This is a genomic window from Pseudomonas sp. BNK-45, from assembly GCF_047456255.1.
In the GTDB taxonomy this organism is placed as follows: Bacteria; Pseudomonadota; Gammaproteobacteria; order Pseudomonadales; family Pseudomonadaceae; genus Aquipseudomonas.
This window is the reverse complement of record NZ_CP179909.1, coordinates 876643-895159: the sequence shown is the minus strand read 5'-3', so window position 1 is coordinate 895159 and position 18517 is coordinate 876643. Positions and strand designations below refer to the sequence as shown.

The 18517-nt window shown below is 64.4% G+C and carries 16 protein-coding genes; 8 read left to right on the top strand and 8 right to left on the bottom strand.

Annotation, left to right across the window (positions count from 1 at the left end):
- Positions 1-131: 131 nt before the first annotated feature.
- Positions 132-2996, bottom strand: a complete 2865-nt coding sequence (locus ACMGG8_RS04060) for a GGDEF domain-containing phosphodiesterase (RefSeq protein ID WP_060841800.1) — start codon at positions 2994-2996, stop codon at positions 132-134.
- A gap of 247 nt (positions 2997-3243) precedes the next feature.
- Between ACMGG8_RS04060 and uvrD the strand changes: the two genes are divergently transcribed.
- The 4 genes from uvrD to ACMGG8_RS04040 all read left to right on the top strand — a co-directional run bounded on the left by uvrD (position 3244) and on the right by ACMGG8_RS04040 (position 7575).
- Positions 3244-5427 carry a DNA helicase II gene (uvrD, locus tag ACMGG8_RS04055; protein WP_414159210.1) on the top strand — a complete coding sequence of 728 codons (2184 nt, stop codon included), beginning with the start codon at positions 3244-3246 and terminating at the stop codon, positions 5425-5427.
- A gap of 106 nt (positions 5428-5533) precedes the next feature.
- On the top strand, positions 5534-5974 hold the full coding sequence (locus tag ACMGG8_RS04050) for an EamA family transporter (protein WP_060841802.1): 441 nt from the start codon (positions 5534-5536) through the stop codon (positions 5972-5974).
- A gap of 181 nt (positions 5975-6155) precedes the next feature.
- Positions 6156-7031 (top strand): Tim44 domain-containing protein, encoded by an 876-nt coding sequence (locus ACMGG8_RS04045; protein WP_047306692.1) that lies wholly within the window; start codon positions 6156-6158, stop codon positions 7029-7031.
- Positions 7032-7167: 136 nt separating this feature from the next.
- Complete coding sequence (locus tag ACMGG8_RS04040; protein WP_007927598.1) at positions 7168-7575, top strand: SMI1/KNR4 family protein; 408 nt, start codon at positions 7168-7170, stop codon at positions 7573-7575.
- Between the two features lie 53 nt (positions 7576-7628).
- On the opposite strand, the gene ACMGG8_RS04035 is transcribed toward ACMGG8_RS04040, so the two are convergent.
- Positions 7629-9392, bottom strand: a complete 1764-nt coding sequence (locus ACMGG8_RS04035) for a cation:proton antiporter (protein WP_414159209.1) — start codon at positions 9390-9392, stop codon at positions 7629-7631.
- Between the two features lie 288 nt (positions 9393-9680).
- On the opposite strand from ACMGG8_RS04035, the gene ACMGG8_RS04030 reads away from it, so the two are divergent.
- Complete coding sequence (locus ACMGG8_RS04030) at positions 9681-10166, top strand: acyl-CoA thioesterase (protein WP_060841804.1); 486 nt, start codon at positions 9681-9683, stop codon at positions 10164-10166.
- 262 nt (positions 10167-10428) lie between these two features.
- Positions 10429-11823, top strand: coding sequence for an APC family permease (locus tag ACMGG8_RS04025; RefSeq protein WP_414159208.1), 1395 nt, complete (start codon positions 10429-10431; stop codon positions 11821-11823).
- 21 nt (positions 11824-11844) lie between these two features.
- On the opposite strand, the gene pdxY is transcribed toward ACMGG8_RS04025, so the two are convergent.
- Positions 11845-12717 (bottom strand): pyridoxal kinase PdxY, encoded by an 873-nt coding sequence (gene pdxY, locus ACMGG8_RS04020; protein WP_060841806.1) that lies wholly within the window; start codon positions 12715-12717, stop codon positions 11845-11847.
- Between the two features lie 117 nt (positions 12718-12834).
- Between pdxY and ACMGG8_RS04015 the strand changes: the two genes are divergently transcribed.
- Entirely contained in the window at positions 12835-13227 is a 393-nt protein-coding gene (locus ACMGG8_RS04015; protein ID WP_060841807.1) for a DUF3301 domain-containing protein, read from the top strand.
- A 7-nt stretch (positions 13228-13234) separates the two neighbouring features.
- Here the strand turns inward: ACMGG8_RS04015 and ACMGG8_RS04010 are convergent, their stop codons facing one another.
- From ACMGG8_RS04010 to dksA, 4 genes are all read right to left on the bottom strand, one after another.
- On the bottom strand, positions 13235-14197 hold the full coding sequence (locus ACMGG8_RS04010; RefSeq protein ID WP_108544975.1) for a CobW family GTP-binding protein: 963 nt from the start codon (positions 14195-14197) through the stop codon (positions 13235-13237).
- 168 nt (positions 14198-14365) lie between these two features.
- Positions 14366-15067: a DUF1826 domain-containing protein gene (locus tag ACMGG8_RS04005; protein WP_414159207.1), complete on the bottom strand. Its 702-nt coding sequence runs from the start codon at positions 15065-15067 to the stop codon at positions 14366-14368.
- The gene (gene zigA / locus ACMGG8_RS04000) at positions 15067-16275 is read right to left on the bottom strand and encodes a zinc metallochaperone GTPase ZigA (RefSeq protein ID WP_060841810.1); all 1209 of its coding nucleotides are present in this window, start codon (positions 16273-16275) and stop codon (positions 15067-15069) included. The genes ACMGG8_RS04005 and zigA overlap by 1 nt, the downstream gene beginning before the upstream one ends.
- Positions 16276-16304: 29 nt before the next feature.
- Positions 16305-16709, bottom strand: a complete 405-nt coding sequence (gene dksA, locus ACMGG8_RS03995; protein WP_060841811.1) for an RNA polymerase-binding protein DksA — start codon at positions 16707-16709, stop codon at positions 16305-16307.
- 120 nt (positions 16710-16829) lie between these two features.
- Between dksA and ACMGG8_RS03990 the strand changes: the two genes are divergently transcribed.
- Positions 16830-17210 (top strand): hypothetical protein, encoded by a 381-nt coding sequence (locus tag ACMGG8_RS03990; RefSeq protein WP_060841812.1) that lies wholly within the window; start codon positions 16830-16832, stop codon positions 17208-17210.
- Positions 17211-17293: 83 nt separating this feature from the next.
- On the opposite strand, the gene ACMGG8_RS03985 is transcribed toward ACMGG8_RS03990, so the two are convergent.
- On the bottom strand, positions 17294-18517 hold the full coding sequence (locus ACMGG8_RS03985) for an N-acetylmuramoyl-L-alanine amidase (protein WP_414159206.1): 1224 nt from the start codon (positions 18515-18517) through the stop codon (positions 17294-17296).

Genomic DNA, 18517 nt, shown 5'->3' with positions numbered 1-18517 from the left:
GTAGCAAGCTTGTAGTTATACTACAGGAATCGTCTTTTTGCCTGCTCAATGCATCACGAAGTTGCCGGCCTACCCCCCCATTTTCAGCCGGGTACGACTTATGTAGCCGTTGTGGCGCACGCCGATAAAGGCTAGCGAGTCTGGGCCTGCAACAGCAGCGCCAGGCCCTCGGCGTTCACCGGACGACTGATCAGATAGCCCTGCACTTCATCGCAGTGCTCGGCCCGCAGGAACGTCAGTTGACCGGGCTCTTCGACGCCCTCGGCCACCACCTTCAGCGACAGCCCGTGGGCCATGGCAATGATCGCCCGGGTGATGGCGGCGTCCTCGCCTCCGTCGGCCAGCCCACGGATAAAGGCCTGGTCGATCTTCACGTAGTCCACCGGAATCCGCTTGAGGTAGCTCAGGGACGAATAACCGGTGCCGAAGTCGTCAATGGCCAGCTTCACCCCCAGGGCGCGCAGTTGCCGGAAGGTGGCGATGATGTGCTCGACGCTGTCCAGCAACTGGCTTTCGGTCAGCTCCAGCTCCAGCAGGTGCGGCTCCAGGCCGGTCTCCTCCAGCACCTGGCGCACCAGACTCACCAGCTTGCCCTGGCGCAACTGATACACCGACAGGTTGACCGACACCCGAATCGGCTCCAGGCCCTGGCGCTGCCATTCACAGGCCTGTCGGCAGGCCTGGCGCAAGACGAATTCGCCGATGGGACCGATCAGCCCGGTTTCTTCCGCCAGCCCGATAAAGTCTCCCGGCGGCACCCGGCCCATGGTCGGGTGGTCCCAGCGCACCAGGGCCTCGGCGGCATTCAGGCGGCCCGTGGCCAGGCACAGTTTGGGCTGGTAGAAGACCATCAGCTGGTCTTCTTCGATGGCCTTGCGCAACTGGTTCTCCAGTTGCAACCGCTCCAGGGTGCTGGCTTGCAGGCTTTCGGTATAGAACTGGAAGTTGTTGCCGCCCAGGTGCTTGGCGTGGGCCATGGCCATGTTCGCCTGGCTGACCAGGGCGGCGATCTCCCGGGCGCTGTCCGGCAGCATGCTGATGCCCATGGAGGCGCTGACCACCAGTTCGTGGCCCTCGACGGTGATCGGCAGGCGCAACTTGCTGAGCAAGCGGGTCGCCACCCGGGTCAGGCTGGACAGGCTGCCGTAGGCATCGAACAGCACGGCGAACTCGTCACCGGACAAGCGCGCGATGGTGTCGGCTTCCGGCAGCGCGTTGACCAGCCGTCGCGCCATTTTCTGCAACAGCTGGTCGGCCACTTCATGGCCGAGGCTGTCATTGAGCAGCTTGAAGCGATCCAGATTGATGTGCAGCAAGGCCAGGCTGCGGCTGCCCTGGCGCACCCGCTGGTGGGCCTCGCGCAGGCGCTCGCGGAACAGCGAGCGGTTGGCCAGCCCGGTGAGCTCGTCATAGTGGGTGAGGTAGCGCATGCGCTCCTCGGATTCACGCCTAGCCGACAGATCGGCGAAGAAGCCCACGATATGCCGGACTTTTCCCCGCCTGTCGCGCACCACGTTCAGTTGCAGCCACTGCGGATAAAGCTCGCCATTCTTGCGGGTTTCCACCAGTTCGCCCTGCCAGCTGCCGTGCTGCTCCAGGGCCTGGTGAATCATCGGATAGTGACGACGGGCATCGCGGCTGCAGGACAGCTCCACCACATTGCGCCCGAGCATGTCTTCGACCTGATAGCCGGTGACCAGACTGAAGGCCTGGTTGGCGGCGATCAGGGCGTAATCGGGGTCAAGGATGACTATCCCTTCGCTGGCCGCCTCGAACACTGTGGCGGCCAGGTCGCGCTGCACTTCCAGCTCCTTGTCGGCACTGATATCGCGCCGCGTGCCCACCATGCGCAGCACCCGTCCGTCGGGGCTGCGTTCCACCGCCCGACCACGGTCCTCGATCCACACCCAGCGGCCATCGCCATGGCGCACCCGGTATTCCACCTGATAGTCCTCGCTGCGGCCCTTGAGGTGCTCCACCAGGGCACGCTTGAGCACGGGCAGATCCTCGGGATGCAGCCGCGGCTTGAGGTGGCTGAGCATCGCCGTGACGTCTTCCGGCTCCAGGCCGAACAGCTCCTTGAGCTGGGTGTGATGGACCTCGTCGGTCTGCAGGTTCCAGTCCCACAGTCCGAGCTCGCTGGCGTCCAGGGCCAGGGCCAGGCGTGCCTCGCTCTTGCTCAGGGCCTGGTTGGCCGCGTCCAGCTCCAGGCTGCGCTGAGCCACCCGCTGCTCCAGCCCGGCCTGGGCTTCGCGCAACTGTTCCTCGGCGCGGCGGCGTTGCTCCACTTCCCGGGCCAGCTCGCGGTTGAGCTGGTTGCTGCGGCTCTGGGCGTCCTGCAGGTGCTCGATCAGGGCCTGATTCTGAAAGCGTCGCAGCAAGCCGCGCTGGATCAGGCGATTGACCTGCCATGCCACCACGCTCAAGGACACCAGGAGAATCAGCCCCAGCCAGCCCCAGCCCCGCTGCTGCTCGTCGCCGCCCCAGAACAGGTAGGCAATCGCCGGCAGCAGGCACGGCAAGGTGAAGGAAAGAAAGGCCTGCAGGCTGACCGCATAGGCCACGCTGGCCGAAAGAATGGCCGCGCCGATCAGGCCGAAGACCCACGCCTGCTGGAGAAAACTGTCGGTGGGCACCAGAGCGATGCCGGCACAGGCCAGGGTCAGGCCGCTGACCGTCGAGCCCAGAAGAAACATGCGCTGCCAGACCGGCTGCGCCTGGCGGCTGGGGATGGCCGAGTCGAAGGCCGCCACCTGGATCACCCGCAAGGCCACCAGGGCCAGCAGCCAGACCATCCACACGCTGAGCAACAGATAGCGCGCCGGGCTCCAGAGCAGCCAGGTGCACACCAGACCATTGAGCAGCATGAACAGCGTCGGCAGCAGCGAGCCCTGATACAGCAGACGCGTGCGTTCCACCGCCATCTCGACGGCGTAGCGCAGAAGGATAACCCGCGGTTCCACCAAGGGGCCGGACAGGTCGGGATTATGGGTCATAGGCAGTGTTCTTATAATGGTTGAGCCCGAAACGTCGGCGGAGCATACACAAGCAAAGGCGCGAGCCAAACTGCTCCAAGTCATAAAATCGATAAAACCGATCCCCCATCAATCCACAGCGCAACAGCCCGGACTTGAAGCGCCGAAGGCTGGGACCTGTGACCGACCGGTCGTCACCCGCGGTTGTTTTATCGGCTAATGCAAAGCCGGGTTTGCCCGGGGTGACGCGGGCCCCTAGAATGCCCCGATGCGCGATGATCTCTCCCTCCTGTTGAACTCCCTCAACGATGCCCAACGCCAGGCCGTAGCCGCCTCCGTGGGTCGTCAGTTGGTCCTGGCCGGTGCTGGCTCCGGCAAAACCCGTGTGCTGGTGCACCGTATCGCCTGGTTGATCCAGGTCGAGAACGCCTCGCCCCACTCGATCCTGTCTGTGACCTTCACCAACAAGGCCGCCGCCGAGATGCGCCACCGCATCGAGCAATTGCTGGGCATCAACCCGGCAGGCATGTGGGTCGGCACCTTCCACGGCCTGGCGCACCGCCTGCTGCGGGCCCACTGGCAGGAAGCCGGCCTGAGCCAGACCTTCCAGATTCTCGACAGCGACGACCAGCAACGCCTGGTCAAGCGGGTGATCCGCGAGCTGGGCCTGGATGAGCAGCGCTGGCCGGCCCGTCAGGCCCAGTGGTTCATCAACGGACAGAAGGACGAAGGCCTGCGCCCGCAACATATCCAGGCCAGTGGCGACCTGTTCCTGGCCACCATGCGCAGCATCTATGAGGCCTACGAGGCCGCCTGCCAGCGCGCCGGGGTCATCGATTTCTCCGAGCTGCTGCTGCGCGCCCTGGACCTGTGGCGCGACCACCCCGGCCTACTGGCGCACTACCAGAAGCGCTTCCGCCACGTGCTGGTGGACGAGTTCCAGGACACCAACGCCGTGCAGTACGCCTGGCTGCGACTGCTGGCCCAGGGTGGCGACAGCCTGATGGTGGTGGGCGACGACGACCAGTCGATCTACGGCTGGCGCGGGGCGAAAATCGAGAACATTCACCAGTATTCCGCCGACTTCCCGGACACCGAAGTGATCCGCCTGGAGCAGAACTACCGCTCCACCGCCGGCATCCTCAAGGCCGCCAACGCCCTGATCGCCAACAACACCGGGCGTCTGGGCAAGGAGCTGTGGACCGACGGCGGCGACGGCGAAGCCATCAACCTGTACGCCGCCTTCAACGAGCACGATGAAGCCCGCTATGTCGTGGAAACCATCGAGAGCGCGCTGAAAACCGGCCTGGCCCGCAGCGACATCGCCATTCTCTACCGCTCCAACGCCCAGTCCCGGGTGCTGGAAGAGGCCCTGCTGCGCGAGCGCATTCCGTACCGCATCTATGGCGGCCAGCGTTTCTTCGAACGGGCCGAGATCAAGAACGCCATGGCTTACCTGCGCTTGCTGGAAGGCCGTGGCAACGACGCGGCCCTGGAGCGGGTGATCAACGTTCCAGCCCGGGGCATCGGCGAGAAGACCGTCGAAGCCATCCGCGAACACGCGCGCCACAGCGACGTATCAATGTGGGAAGCCATGCGCCAGCTGGTGGCCAATAAAGGCCTGACCGGTCGCGCGGCCAGCGCCCTCGGGGCCTTTATCGAACTGATCGAGAACCTCGCCGCCAAGACCCTGGAAATGCCCCTGCACCTGATGACCCAGACGGTGATCGAGCAGTCCGGGCTGATCGCCTACCACGAAGCGGAAAAAGGCGAGAAAGGCCAGGCCCGGGTGGAAAACCTTGAGGAACTGGTGAGCGCCGCGCGCAACTTCGAGAACAGCGAGGAAGACGAGGACCTGACGCCGCTGGCGGCCTTCCTCGGCCACGCCTCCCTGGAAGCCGGCGATACCCAGGCCGACGAGCACGAAGACAGCGTGCAACTGATGACCCTGCACAGCGCCAAGGGCCTGGAGTTCCCCTACGTGTTCCTGGTGGGCATGGAAGAAGGCCTGTTCCCGCACAAGATGAGCCTGGAAGAACCCGGCCGCCTTGAGGAAGAACGCCGTCTGGCCTATGTCGGCATCACCCGGGCGATGCAGAACCTGGTGATGACCTATGCGGAAACCCGTCGCCTGTACGGCAGCGAAACCTACAACAAGGTGTCGCGCTTCGTCCGCGAGGTGCCCAAGGGGCTGATTCAGGAAGTGCGCCTGTCCAACAGCGTCAGCCGGCCTTTCTGCGGTGGCCAGTCGCAGAGCACCAGCAGCCTGTTCGGCGGCAGCGAGATTCCGGACACCGGCTTGAGCCTGGGCCAGGCGGTGCGGCACTCGGTGTTCGGCGACGGGGTGATCCTCAATTTCGAAGGCGCCGGTGCCCAAGCCCGGGTCCAGGTCAACTTCAGCGAAGGCAGCAAATGGCTGATGCTCGGCTACGCCAAGCTGGAAGCCATCTAACCCGACCCGACCCTAGGCGCCGGCTTGCCGGTGAAGCTCACTGGCGAACCACCTCTTCGCCAGCAAGCCGGCTCCGCCAGGTCAGTGCAGAAAAGGCAGCGCGAACATGGGTTCAGGCTTTTTTTCCTCGTGGACATTCTGGGCGCTGCTCTCGGCAACTTTCGCCGCTTTGACGGCGATCTTCGCCAAAGTCGGGATAGAAAACGTCAATTCAGACTTCGCCACCCTGCTGCGCACCGTGGTGGTCCTGGTCAGCCTGGCCTTGATTTTGTACGCAACGGGCCAATATCAGTCCCTGGGATCGATTTCCACCAGGAGCTATCTGTTCCTGCTGCTGTCGGGACTGGCCACCGGGGCCTCCTGGCTGTGCTATTTCCGCGCCCTGAAACTCGGCCCGGCCTCTCTGGTGGCGCCGGTGGACAAGCTCAGCGTGGTGTTGGTCGCAGTCATCGGCGTGGCCCTGCTGGGCGAGAAACTCGATCTGCGCCAGTGGGGCGGAATCGGCCTGATCACCGCCGGCGTCGTGCTCCTGGCACTGCGTCGCTGAACGGCGACGCAATTGAACCAAAGCCGCGTCCTTGAGGACAAAAAACCTATCGGCGAGCATGCCGGCGAACGGAGCTGAACCGAGCCTGTCAGGCAAAAGCCCGAAACATTATGCCGCTCGCTACTGACACTTCACCTGTGCAATATGGCGCGCGTGCCATCCACAAATGGGAACCCCCTTTATGAAACGTTTTCTTAGCATCGCCATGGCGCTGTGCATCGGCCTGACGATGAGCCTCGACGCCAACGCCAAGCGCTTCGGCGGCGGCAAAAGCGCCGGCGCTGCCCCGACCCACCAGACTCGCCAGGCGGCGCCCGCCACTCCGGGCGCGCCTGCCGCTGCCGCCACCGCTGGCGCAGCCGGTGCTGCAGGTGCCGCGGCCAAGGCCGGTGGCGCTTCGCGCTGGCTCGGCCCTCTGGCCGGCATCGCGGCCGGTGGCCTGCTGGCCTCCATGTTCATGGGCGGCGGCTTCCAGGGCATGCAGATCTTCGACATCCTGATCATGGCGGTCATCGCCTTCGTGATCTTCCGCTTCATCGCCGCGCGTCGCCGCAAGCAGCAGGAGCAGTTCGCTCCCGCCGGTCACGCGCCCATGCAGCGCGAGGCGTTCGAACCTCAGCAGCCTGCCGGCGGCTCGATCTTCGGTGGCTCGGCAGCCCCTGCCGCGCGCCCGGTGATCAACGCTCCGGCCTGGTTCAACGAAGAACGCTTCATTGAAGCGGCGCGCAACCACTTCCAGTCCCTGCAGCAACACTGGGACGCCAATGAAATGGACAAGATCGCCGAGTTCGTGACCCCGCAAATGCTGCAGTTCCTCAAGCAGGAACGTGCCGATCTGGGCGACGGCTTCCAGTCCACCTACATCGACAACCTGCAAGTGCAGCTGGAAGGCGTGGATGACCGCGCCGACAAGACCATCGCCACCCTGACCTTCAGCGGTGTGTCGAAGACCTCGCGCTTCGACCAGGGCGAAGTGTTCAGCGAAAGCTGGAACATGGAACGCGCCCAGGGCGACAACCAGCCATGGCTGGTGGCAGGTATCCGCCAGAACGGTTGATTCATGCCGTTGTCACAGCAGTAAGGCAAAACCCCGACTCAAGTCGGGGTTTTGCATTTCACGATTGCACTTATAGCGAGCTACTGTATAAACCGCCGTCAAACAACCGCGCCATAGAGCTAAGAGGACCCAGGCCGTGGAAGAAGTCATCGAACAACTCCGAGAAGCCAACGAACCGGTACCCGTCCCCCTGGAACTGCCGGACGAAGACCTGCTGGTGGAAATTGAGGAACAGCTGTTCATCAATATCCCGTTCGTCTTCAAAGAGTTCCTGTTGACCGTCAGCGATGTGGTTTACGGCAGCCTGGAGCCGGTCACCGTCACCGACCCGCAATCCCACACTTACCTGCCGGAAGTGGCCGCGACCGCCTGGGACATGGGCGTGCCGCGCGAGCTGATCCCGATCTGCCAGGACGGCGACGACTACTACTGCGTCGAAGAGGACGGCACCGTGGTGCTGTGGTCCGGCGAAGAAGAGCTGATCACCGAGGAATCCTGGGAATCGGTGTGGCACTGGGCGCGGGACGTCTGGCTGGAAAGCTGAGCCGGCTAAAGGCATGAACAGGCTCGCCAGCACCCTGCTGGCGAGCGGCAAGGTCAATGCCCGCCGTTGTCCTTGCTGTGATCGAAGGTTTCGATCAGCGCCACCTGCATTCGCGTGTGCACGCGGATGAACCAGCGCCACAGCACCGCGGCCACCGCCGCCGCCACCACCGCAATCAGCACCAGCAACTCCAGCGTCGGCAGGATGCTCGACGACAACGCCGCCAACAGCAGAAAGATCACCAGCAGCGACAGGATCGGAATCACCTCGGCGATGACCCGCCGCACCCGCTGGGTATGGCGCCCGGCCATCTCCGCCTTGACCCCCATCTCCGCCAGCAGCATCGACAGCGCCTTGAGCTTGCGATAGGCAGCGATCAGGAACGGCAGCGACAGCAGCAGGGCTGCGCCCCAGATCAACGCCTTCTGCCAGCTCGGATCACTGACCCAGCCCTCCAGGTAAGCACCAATGCGCCCGGCGAAATAGCCGCCGGAAAAGAAGATCGCCACCACCAGCGCCAGATTCACTCCCACTTGCAGGAGGATCTTGCGAATCATCGACGCCAGCAGCGCGCCCTCGCCCTGAGACTGGATGCTGCGCAGCCACTCGCCGTACATCCCCAGCACCCGGCTCAGGCGCTGGGGCACAATCCTCGCCAACTTCAGCGACAAAGGATCGGCAGCGCGGATCAGATAGGGCGTGAGCAAAGTGGTCATGGCCGACACCGCCACCGCCACCGGGTAGAGAAAGTCGCTGGTGACCTGCAGGGTCATGCCCAAGGCGGCGATGATGAAGGAAAACTCGCCAATCTGGGACAGGCCCATCCCCACGCGCAACGAGGTTCGGCCGTCGTTGCCGGCGATAAAGGCCCCCATACCGCAGGAAAACAGCTTGCCCAGGACCACCGCCACGGTGATCACCGCAATGGGCCAGGCGTATTGCAGGAGAATCTGCGGATCGATCATCAGACCGATGGCCACGAAGAAGATCGCGCTGAACAGATCGCGAACCGGTTCGATCAAGCGCTCGATCTTCAGCAACTGGCGGGACTCGGCCATGATCGCGCCAATCAGGAAGGCCCCCAAGACCATGCTGTACTCCAGCTTGACCACCAACAGGCAGAAGCCGAAGCACAACCCCAGCACGGTGATCAGCAGCATCTCGTTGCTGTCGAATCTGGCCACGTAGGCCAGCAGGCGCGGCACCAGCAGAATGCCGATCACCAGGGCCACGATCATGAACAGCGAGAGCTTGCCGACCGTGGAGAACACCTCGCCGGAACTCACCGTGCCGCTGACCGCGATGCTCGACAGCAAGGCGATGATGCCAATGCCGAGAATGTCCTCGACGATCAGCACACCGAAGATCAGCTGGGCGAAGCGCTCGTTCTTCATCTTCAGGTCATTGAGCGCCTTGACGATGATGGTGGTGGAGGAAATGGCCAGGATCGCCCCGAGGAACAGCGAGTCCATGGTGCTCCAGTCGAACCAGCGGCCAATTTCATAGCCGATCCAGATCATCAGGACGATTTCCAGGAAGGCTGCGATAAAGGCCGTGGCCCCCACCTTGAACAGCTTGCGCAGGCTGAATTCCAGCCCCAGACAGAACATCAGGAAGATCACCCCCAGCTCGGCCAGGGTCTTGATGGTCTGCTCATCGTGGATCAGGCCGAAGGGCGGCGTGTGCGGGCCGATGAGGAAGCCGGCGACGATATAGCCCAGCACCACCGGTTGCTTGAGTCGATGAAAGAGAATGGTCACCACGCCTGCGACCAACATGATCACGGCCAGGTCCTGAATGAAGCTGATGGCATGCATGGCCAGGGTTCTCCTTGAAAGCTGGGCGGCGCAGATCGCCACATTAGAAAGCTCTGATCGGCAGTAGGAAAAATCCTTAAGGAGTGTCGGAAAATGCCCTGGAACGGGTGTTTTGCAGGTTAACACCGCGACTTCCGGCAGAAAGGCGGTGCAATATTAGGAAACAGATCCACCGGGGCGTGACGGCGTGGCCCGGCCCGGCGTCCCGTTATCGATGGTTTGAAAACCCTTGAACCCAGCACCCGCAGAGGTGCTCCAGCAACCCCTGCCCAGAACCGTGAGCGTGCTATGGAACCCGGAAACGCCCAGCTGTCGATGACGGTATTGATGACCCCTGACATGGCCAATTTCTCTGGCAATGTGCACGGCGGCACCCTGCTCAAGTACCTCGATGAGGTCGCCTATGCCTGCGCCAGCCGTTATGCCGGTCGCTACGTGGTGACCTTGTCGGTGGACCAGGTAATCTTCCGCGAGCCGGTGCATGTCGGCGAACTGGTGACCTTCCTGGCCTCGGTCAACTACACCGGCAACACCTCCATGGAGGTGGGCATCAAGGTGGTGACCGAGAACATCCGCGAGCGCTCGGTGCGCCACACCAACAGCTGCTTCTTCACCATGGTGGCGGTGGACGACCAGCGCAAACCGGCCCCGGTGCCGCCGCTGCAGCCGGAAACGGCCGATGGCAAGCGTCGCTATATCCAGGCCCAGCAGCGCCGGCAGATCCGCCAGGAACTGGAAAAGCGCTACCAGGAAATCAAGGCCGACGGCCCGTGACCCTCAGGCACATGCGCTGATTCAGCCGGACCACGGACGGTCCCATCAACACGCCCCTGCTGAGCCTCCTGCGCTCGCCCTGCTCTACCCCTGTCGCTCCAGGCAGTCTTCTGCGGTCATCCCGAATGGCCACATCCATCCCTTTTTGACCACATAGAGAGTTATGCCCCGGAGGCGCCGCTGCCAGAATCGCTGGGCAAGGCACAAGCGCACTCCCCGTTTGGGGAGCCTTCGAACCCACGAACGCGTGAGAACAATAACAATGCCCAGCGCCAATACACTCTCCGACAATCCCGCCCTCGTCCCCGGCGATTTCACCCACAGTGCCCAGGGCACCTCCCTGCGCCGCATCCTCGGGCTGCCGGCCCTGGTGTTCTTCGGCCTGGTGTACATGGTCCCGCTGACCGTCTTCACCACCTACGGCGTGGTCACCCAGATCACCGGCGGCAGGACCGCCGCTGCCTATGTAGTGACTCTGCTGGCCATGCTCTTCACCGCCCTGTCCTACAGCGTCATGGTGAAAAAATACCCGATTGCCGGCTCGGCCTATTCCTACGCCAGCCTCAGTTTCGGACCGGGCATCGGCTTTCTTGCCGGCTGGTCGCTGCTGCTGGATTACCTGTTCCTGCCGATGATCAACTACCTGGTGATCGGTCTGTTTCTCAACCTGGCCTTTCCCGCGGTGCCGGCCTGGGTCTTCGTGGTGGCGACCATCAGCCTGGTGACGCTGCTGAACATTCGCGGCATCGGCTCGGTGTCGAGCATGAGCAACCTGATCGTCTGTGCGCAGATGGTGTTCGTGGTGGTGTTCGTGGCCCTGGTGATTCGTCAGCTGGCCGGGGCCGATAGCCTGGACCTGAGCGCGCCCTGGGTCGGCGACGGCAGTCAGGGCGGCCTGCTGCCATTGATGGCCGGGGCGGCGGTGCTGTGCCTGTCGTTCCTCGGTTTTGACGCGGTATCGACCCTGGCCGAGGAAACCCGCGACCCGCGCCGCGACATCCCCCGAGCCATCGTCATCACCACCCTGGGCGCGGGCCTGCTGTTTATCCTGCTGGCCATGACCAGCCAGCTGGCCTTCCCCGGTAGCAGCTTCAAGGACGCCGATTCGGCAGCCAGCGAGGTGATGCTGCACGCCGGCGGACGCTTCCTGGAGATGTTCTTCACTGCCACCTATGTCGCTGGCGCTGCCGGTTCGGCCCTGGCGTCACAGGCCTCGGTGTCGCGCATCCTGTTCAGCATGGGCCGCGACGGCATCCTGCCGCGGCGAATGTTCGGCACCTTGTCCGAGCGCTACAAGACCCCGGTGCTGGCCATTGTCCTGGTGTCGCTGGTGTCCTTGCTGGCCGTGGTCATCGACCTCACCACCCTGGCGTCGATGATCAGCTTCGGCGCACTGGTGGCGTTTTCGGTGGTCAACCTGGCGGTGATCAAGAGCCATCTGGGACAGGGTCAGCCGCACACCGGTGCACGGCTGCTGCAATACGGCATGCTGCCGCTGATCGGCTTTGGCCTGATCGTCTGGCTGTGGACCAGCCTTTCGGCCCTGACCCTGGGGATTGGCCTGGCCTGGTTCGCCCTGGGCGCGCTGTACCTGGCGGCGCACACCCGCGGTTTCCGGCAGCCGGCGCCGACGGTGCAGTTCTCCGAGCAGGCCTGACACAGCGACCCGCCGTTTAAGTCAGAAACCGATCGGCGTGGCCTCGAACCGCACCCGCGGATGGGCAATGCGATCCTGGGCCCGCACCAGCTCCAACTCGTAGCTGGCGCAGGCCTGGGTTTCCAGCAGCACTTCATGCACCGCCGCGGCGGTGAATTCGAACGCCGCCACCAGGCTGTCACCCAACAGCACCCGGGCCAGGAACAGACCCGACGTCAGGTCGCCCACCCCCACCGGCTGCCGCGGAAACGCCAGCAGCGGACGCCGCAGGTGCCAGCTGCCCTCGGCGGTCACCAGCAGCATCTCGAAGCCTTCCGCCAGCTTGCCCGGGTAGTCCAGGTGCTTGACCAGCACGGCCTTGGGGCCTTTCTCCAGCAGCGAACGGGCCATGCCCAGGCAATCGAACAGCGACTGCGGCTTGCGCCCGCAAAAGCTGTCCAGCTCCAGCTGGTTGGGGCACAGCAAGTCGGCCATGGCGACCGCCTCGTCCAGCAGGAAGTCGCTGACTTCCGCCGGTACGCTGCAACCCTTTTCCGGATGGCCCATCACCGGGTCGCACAGGTACAGGGCCTTGGGATTGATCGCCTTGATCCGCGCCACGCCGCTGAGAATCGCCCGGCCCTGGGCCGCGCTGCCCAGGTAGCCGGAGAGGATCGCGTCACAGTTGCCCAGCTCGCCGATGGCGGCGATGCCTTCCACCAGCTCGGGAATCTGCTGAGGCGCCAGCACTTCTCCGGCCCAGTGGCCATACTGAGTGTGGTTGGAAAACTGTACGGTATTCAGGGGCCAGACATTCACCCCGACCCGCTGCATGGGGAACACCGCAGCACTGTTACCGGCGTGGCCGAAAACCACATGGGACTGGATCGCAAGCAGGTGGGGCGTACGTTTCATGCAGGATTTTCCATAAAACCGGTGGAATTCAAGCCGCGCAGTATGCGACTAAACGCAGCCTGTACGACAGACCGGAGACGCAGTTAAGCTGATGCCACTTCGTTGGAGCAAACCTTCATGCTGACCCTTGGAAACATCTTTGTGCTGATGCTCCTGGCGACCGGCGCCGCCTGGCTGTGGCACAACCACGGCCTGCGCGAGCGCGCGCTGGAGCGGGTCAAGCAGCACTGCGCGCGGCTCGATATCGAGCTGCTGGACGGCAACGTCGCGCTCAAGCGCATCGGCCTGGTCAAGGACGCCAATGGTCGCCGGCGCCTGGCGCGAATCTACAACTTCGAGTTCACCGTGACCGGCGAAACCCGCCACGCCGGGACCATCACTCAGTTCGGCGCCCACAGCGCCCATATCGAGCTGGCGCCTTATCCGTTCGAGGCCAAGGAGCCGCTGCCCAGCGCCGAGGTGATCGAGCTGAGCCAGTGGCGCGAAGAGCATCGCAAGTTCAAACCGTGAGATGCGCCTACAGGCGGCAGGCAGCGAGGCTGGCTTGTAGGGCGGCCATGTCCTGAGGGGTGCTGAAGATCAGCTCCAGGCGCGAATCCCGGCGCCATTCGCTGGGCAGCCAGTTCAGCGGCGAATTATCCAGCCCGTTGCCCGAGCGCCAGCCCTGGTCGCTGTGGATCACCAGCTTGGCCCGACGCCAGTCGAGGTTCTGCAACCAGTGCTCGACCCGGACCAGATCGAAGCGCTGGCTCGGGTGCCAGCGCCAGCCAATGCTCCAACCCTCCTGCTGAGACTGACTGAGGCAGATCGGCTGCGTCGGATCGCTCCACACCGCCGGTAACTGTGCCAGGCCCTGGGGAACATCCAGTTGCTCCAGCGCCGCCCCGGCGCTGACCTCCAGGCCCGGCAACTCGGCCAGGGGCAAGGTGGCGTGGCGAGTCCAGAACAGCGGCAGGTCCGGCAGTTGCTCCAGTACCCGCAGCCGATCGCTGTCGCTGAGCAGTTCGTCCTTGTTCAACACCAGCAAACCGGCGCTGGCCAGGGCGTCCTGTTGCGCCTGGGGCAGCGGCTTGCCGGCGGCCAGGGCCTGGGCATCCAGCACCAGCACACAGGGCTGCAGCGCCAGCACGCCTTTCCAGGGTGCAACACTCAGTTGCTTGAGCAACTGCGCCGGGTGACCAAGGCCGGAAGGCTCGATGAACAAACGGTCCGGCTTGGCCTTGCGTAGCAGACGCCCCAAACCCACCTGAAACGGCGCGCCGTTGACGCAGCACAGGCATCCACCGGCCACTTCGCCCAGAGCGATGCCGTCTTCATCACGAGTCAGCAAGGCCGCATCCAGGCCGATCTGGCCGAACTCGTTGATCAGCACCGCCCAGCGCTCCTCGGCCGGACGCTGGCTCAGCAGGTGACGGATCAGGCTGGTCTTGCCGGCGCCCAGAGGGCCGGCGATCACATGGGTGGGAATGTTCTGCAGCATGGGAAGGGGGTCCGGAAAGCCTGTGAAGTGATGCTACGCCCTTCCCGAGCAGGGCGAAAATCCGCGCGCTCAAGAACGACGCCGCAGCAGACGCCGTTCTTGAGCGCACTGAGGGTCCTGCGGACCTTGGCGCAGCCTCGCAGGCTCGGCAGCGGCTACATGCCTGGATCAACCCAGCCAATCAAGGGTAAGGATCAGCCGGCGCTCCCCCGGCGCCGGTTGCGGCGAGCGGTGGATCAGGCCGAACCCTTGGTTGCCATGCCACTTCTCGCCCTTGAACAGCGCCACCTCACCGCTGCCGATCTGCTGGATCAGCGTCGGGTCACGGGGTTCAGCGCTGGCCTGTCCCAGTTGCCGACGGTCCATCGCCCCTTCGCGCAACCACTGGCTGCCAATCCCGGCGTAGGTGGTGATCAGGCGCACCGGCACATGGTCGACGTGAAAGCGCGGGCACATGGCCTTGTCCAGAACCCGCAGGCGCAAGCCCACGCGCTTGGCGCCCAACAGGCAGGCAAAGGCGCTGACCAGCCAGGAAACGTCGGCGATAAAGCCGTCATAACCGTGCAAATCACTGAAGCCCGACGCCAGGCCCTGCAGGTTCGGCAGGGCCTCCTCGTCCGGCAGATCCAGCGCCAGCGACTCCGCCAATGGCTGGTTCAGGGACAGCAGCAACTCGCCGAAATCGGCGATATGCGCCGGCAACCGCCGCTGCCATAGGCCGAGGTTGACCTCGTCCTGCAACACCTCGGCCAGTACCGCCGGGGTTGCGCCGATGGCCTGGCGACGAGAAACCAGGGGCACCACGCCGGGCAGCAGCAGCGCCGGCAGCGGCTTGGCCAGCGGGGTCACCGGTGAATTCAGGGTCAGCATCAGGCCGCCTCCTCTGCATGCCAGGGACCGAAAGGATCGCTCATCAGGCTCCAGGCCTCGGTGCCGAGGGCCATTTCGTCGTCATCCAGCAGGCACAGATCGAGCTCGGCGCAAAGCCGGGCAAAGTCGATGTTCTGGCCGATGAACACCAGCTCCTGGCGGCAGTCGCCCGTGGCCGGGGTCCAGTTGTGCAGGATCGCGGCGGTGCTTTCCTCGTCCTGGGGCCATTGCTGCTTGGGCACGAAGCGCCACCAGCGCCCGGCAAAGCCGTGGCGCATCAAGCCCCCGGCCTGGGACCAGCTGCCCGCCTCCTGGTACTTGCTGGCCAGCCAGAAGAAGCCCTTGGAGCGCAGCAGCTTGCCGTTGACCCAGGGCCGGTTGATGAAGTCGAAGAAGCGCTGCGGATGAAACGGACGCCGGGCGCGGTACGCCGTGGAGGCGATGCCGTACTCCTGGGTTTCCGGCACATGTTCGCCGCGCAGTTCCTGCAGCCAGCCCGGCGCCTGGGCCGCCCGCTCGAAGTCGAAACGCCCGGTGTTGAGGATCTTGGCCAGGGGCACCTGGCCCATGACCATGGGGATGATTTCTGCCTGGGCGTTGAGCCGCGCCAGGATCGCCAGCAGCTCCTCGCGCTCGGCGCTGCCGATCAGGTCGATCTTGCTGACCAGGATCACGTCGGCGAACTCCACCTGCTCGATCAGCAGGTCGGTGATCGAACGCTCGTCCTCCTCGCCCAGGGTTTCACCGCGGCTGGCGAGGCTTTCCGCCGCCTGGTAGTCCAGCAGGAAGTTCATGCCGTCGACCACGGTGACCATGGTGTCGAGACGGGCAATATCGGCCAGGCTCTGGCCCGACTCGTCGCGAAAGGTGAAGGTCTCCGCCACCGGCAGCGGCTCGGAGATCCCGGTGGACTCGATCAGCAGATAATCGAAACGCCCGTCGCGGGCCAGCTTGCCCACCTCTAGCAGCAGGTCTTCGCGCAGGGTGCAGCAGATGCAGCCGTTGCTCATTTCCACCAGTTTTTCTTCGGCGCGGTTGAGGCTGACATCGCGTTGCACTTCGCTGCCGTCGATGTTGATTTCGCTCATGTCGTTGACGATCACCGCCACCCGCAGGTTGTCGCGGTTACGCAGGACGTGATTGAGCAGGGTGCTCTTGCCGGCGCCGAGAAAGCCGGACAGCACGGTAACGGGAAGACGCTCGGTCATGGGGGATTCCTCATCAGGTTCGCGGCGGGTCAAGGCGCCCGTTGGTGGCGTTCGCGCAGCTCTTGGCGCTCTTTGGCTTCGATGCACAGGGTGGCGGTGGGTCGCAGCAGCAAGCGCTGCAGGCCAATGGGCTCGCCGGTGTCGGCGCACCAGCCGTATTCACCACGGGCCAGGCGCTCCAGGGCCTCGTCGATCTTGTCCAGGAGCTTCTTTTCCCGCTCCAGCAGGCGCAGTTGCCACTGGCGCTGCTCTTCGGCGCTGCCGATGTCGGCGGGGTCGCTGTGGGGTTCCTGTTCGCGCAGCTGGTCGAACTCTGCGGCGATGCGCTCCTGCAGCTCAGTGCGCTGGGCCAGCAGCCGTTCGCGGAAGAAGCCCTGTTGGGCCTCGTTCATGTAGTGCGCTTGGGGTTCGGCGAGGAGCTCTTGTTCAGTCATGGCGGGTCACGGATCAGGCTTTATTTAATGTTATATTATAACAACACAAATTAGCCAACCCTCCCTTGCCGCCCACGACGAAGGGCGCGATGCTGCGCCCCTGCCGCCACGAGAATCGCCATGCGCCTTGCCCTGCCGCTCCTGCTTTCCAGCCTGATCCTGACGTTTGCCGGCCAGGCCGGTGCAGCCGTGCCCAACCCCCTGGCCACTTGCACCCGCAGCGCTACCCTGCTGGCCTGCGTCGATCCGTTGGGCAACGCCTACAGCGTCGCCACGGCAGGCAGCACCACCTACTTGCGCGGGTTCGAGGTGATCGGCAAACGCTATTGGGTGCAGACCAACAGCCGCTACGGCCAACTGACCTTCTTCACCGGCCTGGCTTCCGATGGCGAAGCCTGGGTGGGCTACAGCCAGCGCGTGGGCTGGACCACTCGCAACCGTTTCTCCAGCTCCGGCGGCAGCCGCGGCCAGTTCACCTGCAGCCGTATCAGCGGGTGCTAGCGGCCCTGACCCGCCCCTTTGGCGGAGCCGACTGGCCAGCGCAGGCAAACTCGGTAACGACCCAACACGCACCGGCCTGTTCGCTACGCGGAGTGGGTGCTCCCGGTTTCCTGGCGCCAGGCCAGATAGCTGTTGGCCGGCGGGTTCTTCTCGAAATAACGTTGCAGGCCGTTGAACAGGCCATCGGCAAGCGCTTGCTGGTGCCGCGCGGTGACCAGGCGCTGGCGGTCGCGGCTGTTGGAGATGAAGCCGGTTTCCACCAGGATCGACGGCACGTCCGGTGACTTGAGCACCGCAAAGCCCGCCTGCTCCACACGCTTCTGGTGCAAGGTGGTGATCCCCGCCAGGCTCTCCAGCACGGTGCTGCCCAATTGCAGGCTGGCGGCGATGGTGGCGTTCATCGACATGTCCACGATCACCCCCGCCAGCATCGGGTCCTTGTCCTTGAGGTTGAGCAACGTGCTCGCCCCCAACAGATCGGCGCCGTTTTCCCGCTGGGCCATCAAACGCGCGGTGGCCGAAGTCGCACCGCCTTCGGACAGGGCGTACACCGAGGCACCGGACGCGGTCAGGCGCGGCGCCGCGTCGGCATGCACCGAGATGAACATGTCGGCCTGATGCTTGCGGGCAATCTCCACGCGCTTGCGCAACGGCACGAAGAAGTCGTCGTTGCGCACCAGCTTCACGTCGAATCCCTTCTCGCGCTTGAGCCGCTTGGCCAGCAAGCGGGCGATGGCCAGCACCACATCCTTCTCCCGCTCGCCCTTGGCCCCGACCGCGCCGGGGTCCTTGCCGCCATGGCCGGGGTCCACCACCACGATGATGTCGCGCTTGGGATGAGGCTTGCCCGGCGCCGCCTCGGGTCTGACCACGGGCGCGCTGGCCACGACGGTCGGCAGCGCTGCCTTGCCGGGGGCGGACAGGTCCAGCACCAGCCGGTGCCCCTGCCCATCCTGGGGCGGGAGGAGAAAGCTGTTGAGCTGCAGCGGCTGAGTCAGGTCAAGGACGATCCGCGTGTCGCCCCGGCCAAAAGGCCCGGAGCGGATCGCGCGGATCGGGGTGTTGGCCAGGTTCAACTGGCTGAAGTCACCCACCAGGCGAGCGCTGCCGACATCGATGATCAGACGCTCCGGGGCGCTGAGGCTGAAGGTTTTGTACTGCACCGGGCCACTCAGATCGAGCACCAGCCGCAGCTTTTCGGCGTCTTTCCACAAACGCGCATGGCGAATCTGCGCGGCGTGAACACTCCAGGGAAACATCAGGGCCGTACCGGCCAACAGCAGGTTGAGCAATTGACGTCTGTGCAT

Coding starts and splice junctions, on each gene's coding strand:
- pdxY (WP_060841806.1), bottom strand. CDS start 12,717: ATGAAACGTACGCCCCACCTGCTTGCGATCCAGTCCCATGTGGTTTTC.
- ACMGG8_RS04050 (WP_060841802.1), top strand. CDS start 5,534: ATGGGTTCAGGCTTTTTTTCCTCGTGGACATTCTGGGCGCTGCTCTCG.
- ACMGG8_RS04035 (WP_414159209.1), bottom strand. CDS start 9,392: ATGCATGCCATCAGCTTCATTCAGGACCTGGCCGTGATCATGTTGGTC.
- uvrD (WP_414159210.1), top strand. CDS start 3,244: ATGCGCGATGATCTCTCCCTCCTGTTGAACTCCCTCAACGATGCCCAA.
- ACMGG8_RS04010 (WP_108544975.1), bottom strand. CDS start 14,197: ATGCTGCAGAACATTCCCACCCATGTGATCGCCGGCCCTCTGGGCGCC.
- ACMGG8_RS03990 (WP_060841812.1), top strand. CDS start 16,830: ATGCGCCTTGCCCTGCCGCTCCTGCTTTCCAGCCTGATCCTGACGTTT.
- ACMGG8_RS04060 (WP_060841800.1), bottom strand. CDS start 2,996: ATGACCCATAATCCCGACCTGTCCGGCCCCTTGGTGGAACCGCGGGTT.
- ACMGG8_RS03985 (WP_414159206.1), bottom strand. CDS start 18,517: ATGCACAGACGTCAATTGCTCAACCTGCTGTTGGCCGGTACGGCCCTG.
- ACMGG8_RS04005 (WP_414159207.1), bottom strand. CDS start 15,067: ATGCTGACCCTGAATTCACCGGTGACCCCGCTGGCCAAGCCGCTGCCG.
- zigA (WP_060841810.1), bottom strand. CDS start 16,275: ATGACCGAGCGTCTTCCCGTTACCGTGCTGTCCGGCTTTCTCGGCGCC.
- ACMGG8_RS04045 (WP_047306692.1), top strand. CDS start 6,156: ATGAAACGTTTTCTTAGCATCGCCATGGCGCTGTGCATCGGCCTGACG.
- ACMGG8_RS04025 (WP_414159208.1), top strand. CDS start 10,429: ATGCCCAGCGCCAATACACTCTCCGACAATCCCGCCCTCGTCCCCGGC.
- dksA (WP_060841811.1), bottom strand. CDS start 16,709: ATGACTGAACAAGAGCTCCTCGCCGAACCCCAAGCGCACTACATGAAC.
- ACMGG8_RS04030 (WP_060841804.1), top strand. CDS start 9,681: ATGGAACCCGGAAACGCCCAGCTGTCGATGACGGTATTGATGACCCCT.
- ACMGG8_RS04015 (WP_060841807.1), top strand. CDS start 12,835: ATGCTGACCCTTGGAAACATCTTTGTGCTGATGCTCCTGGCGACCGGC.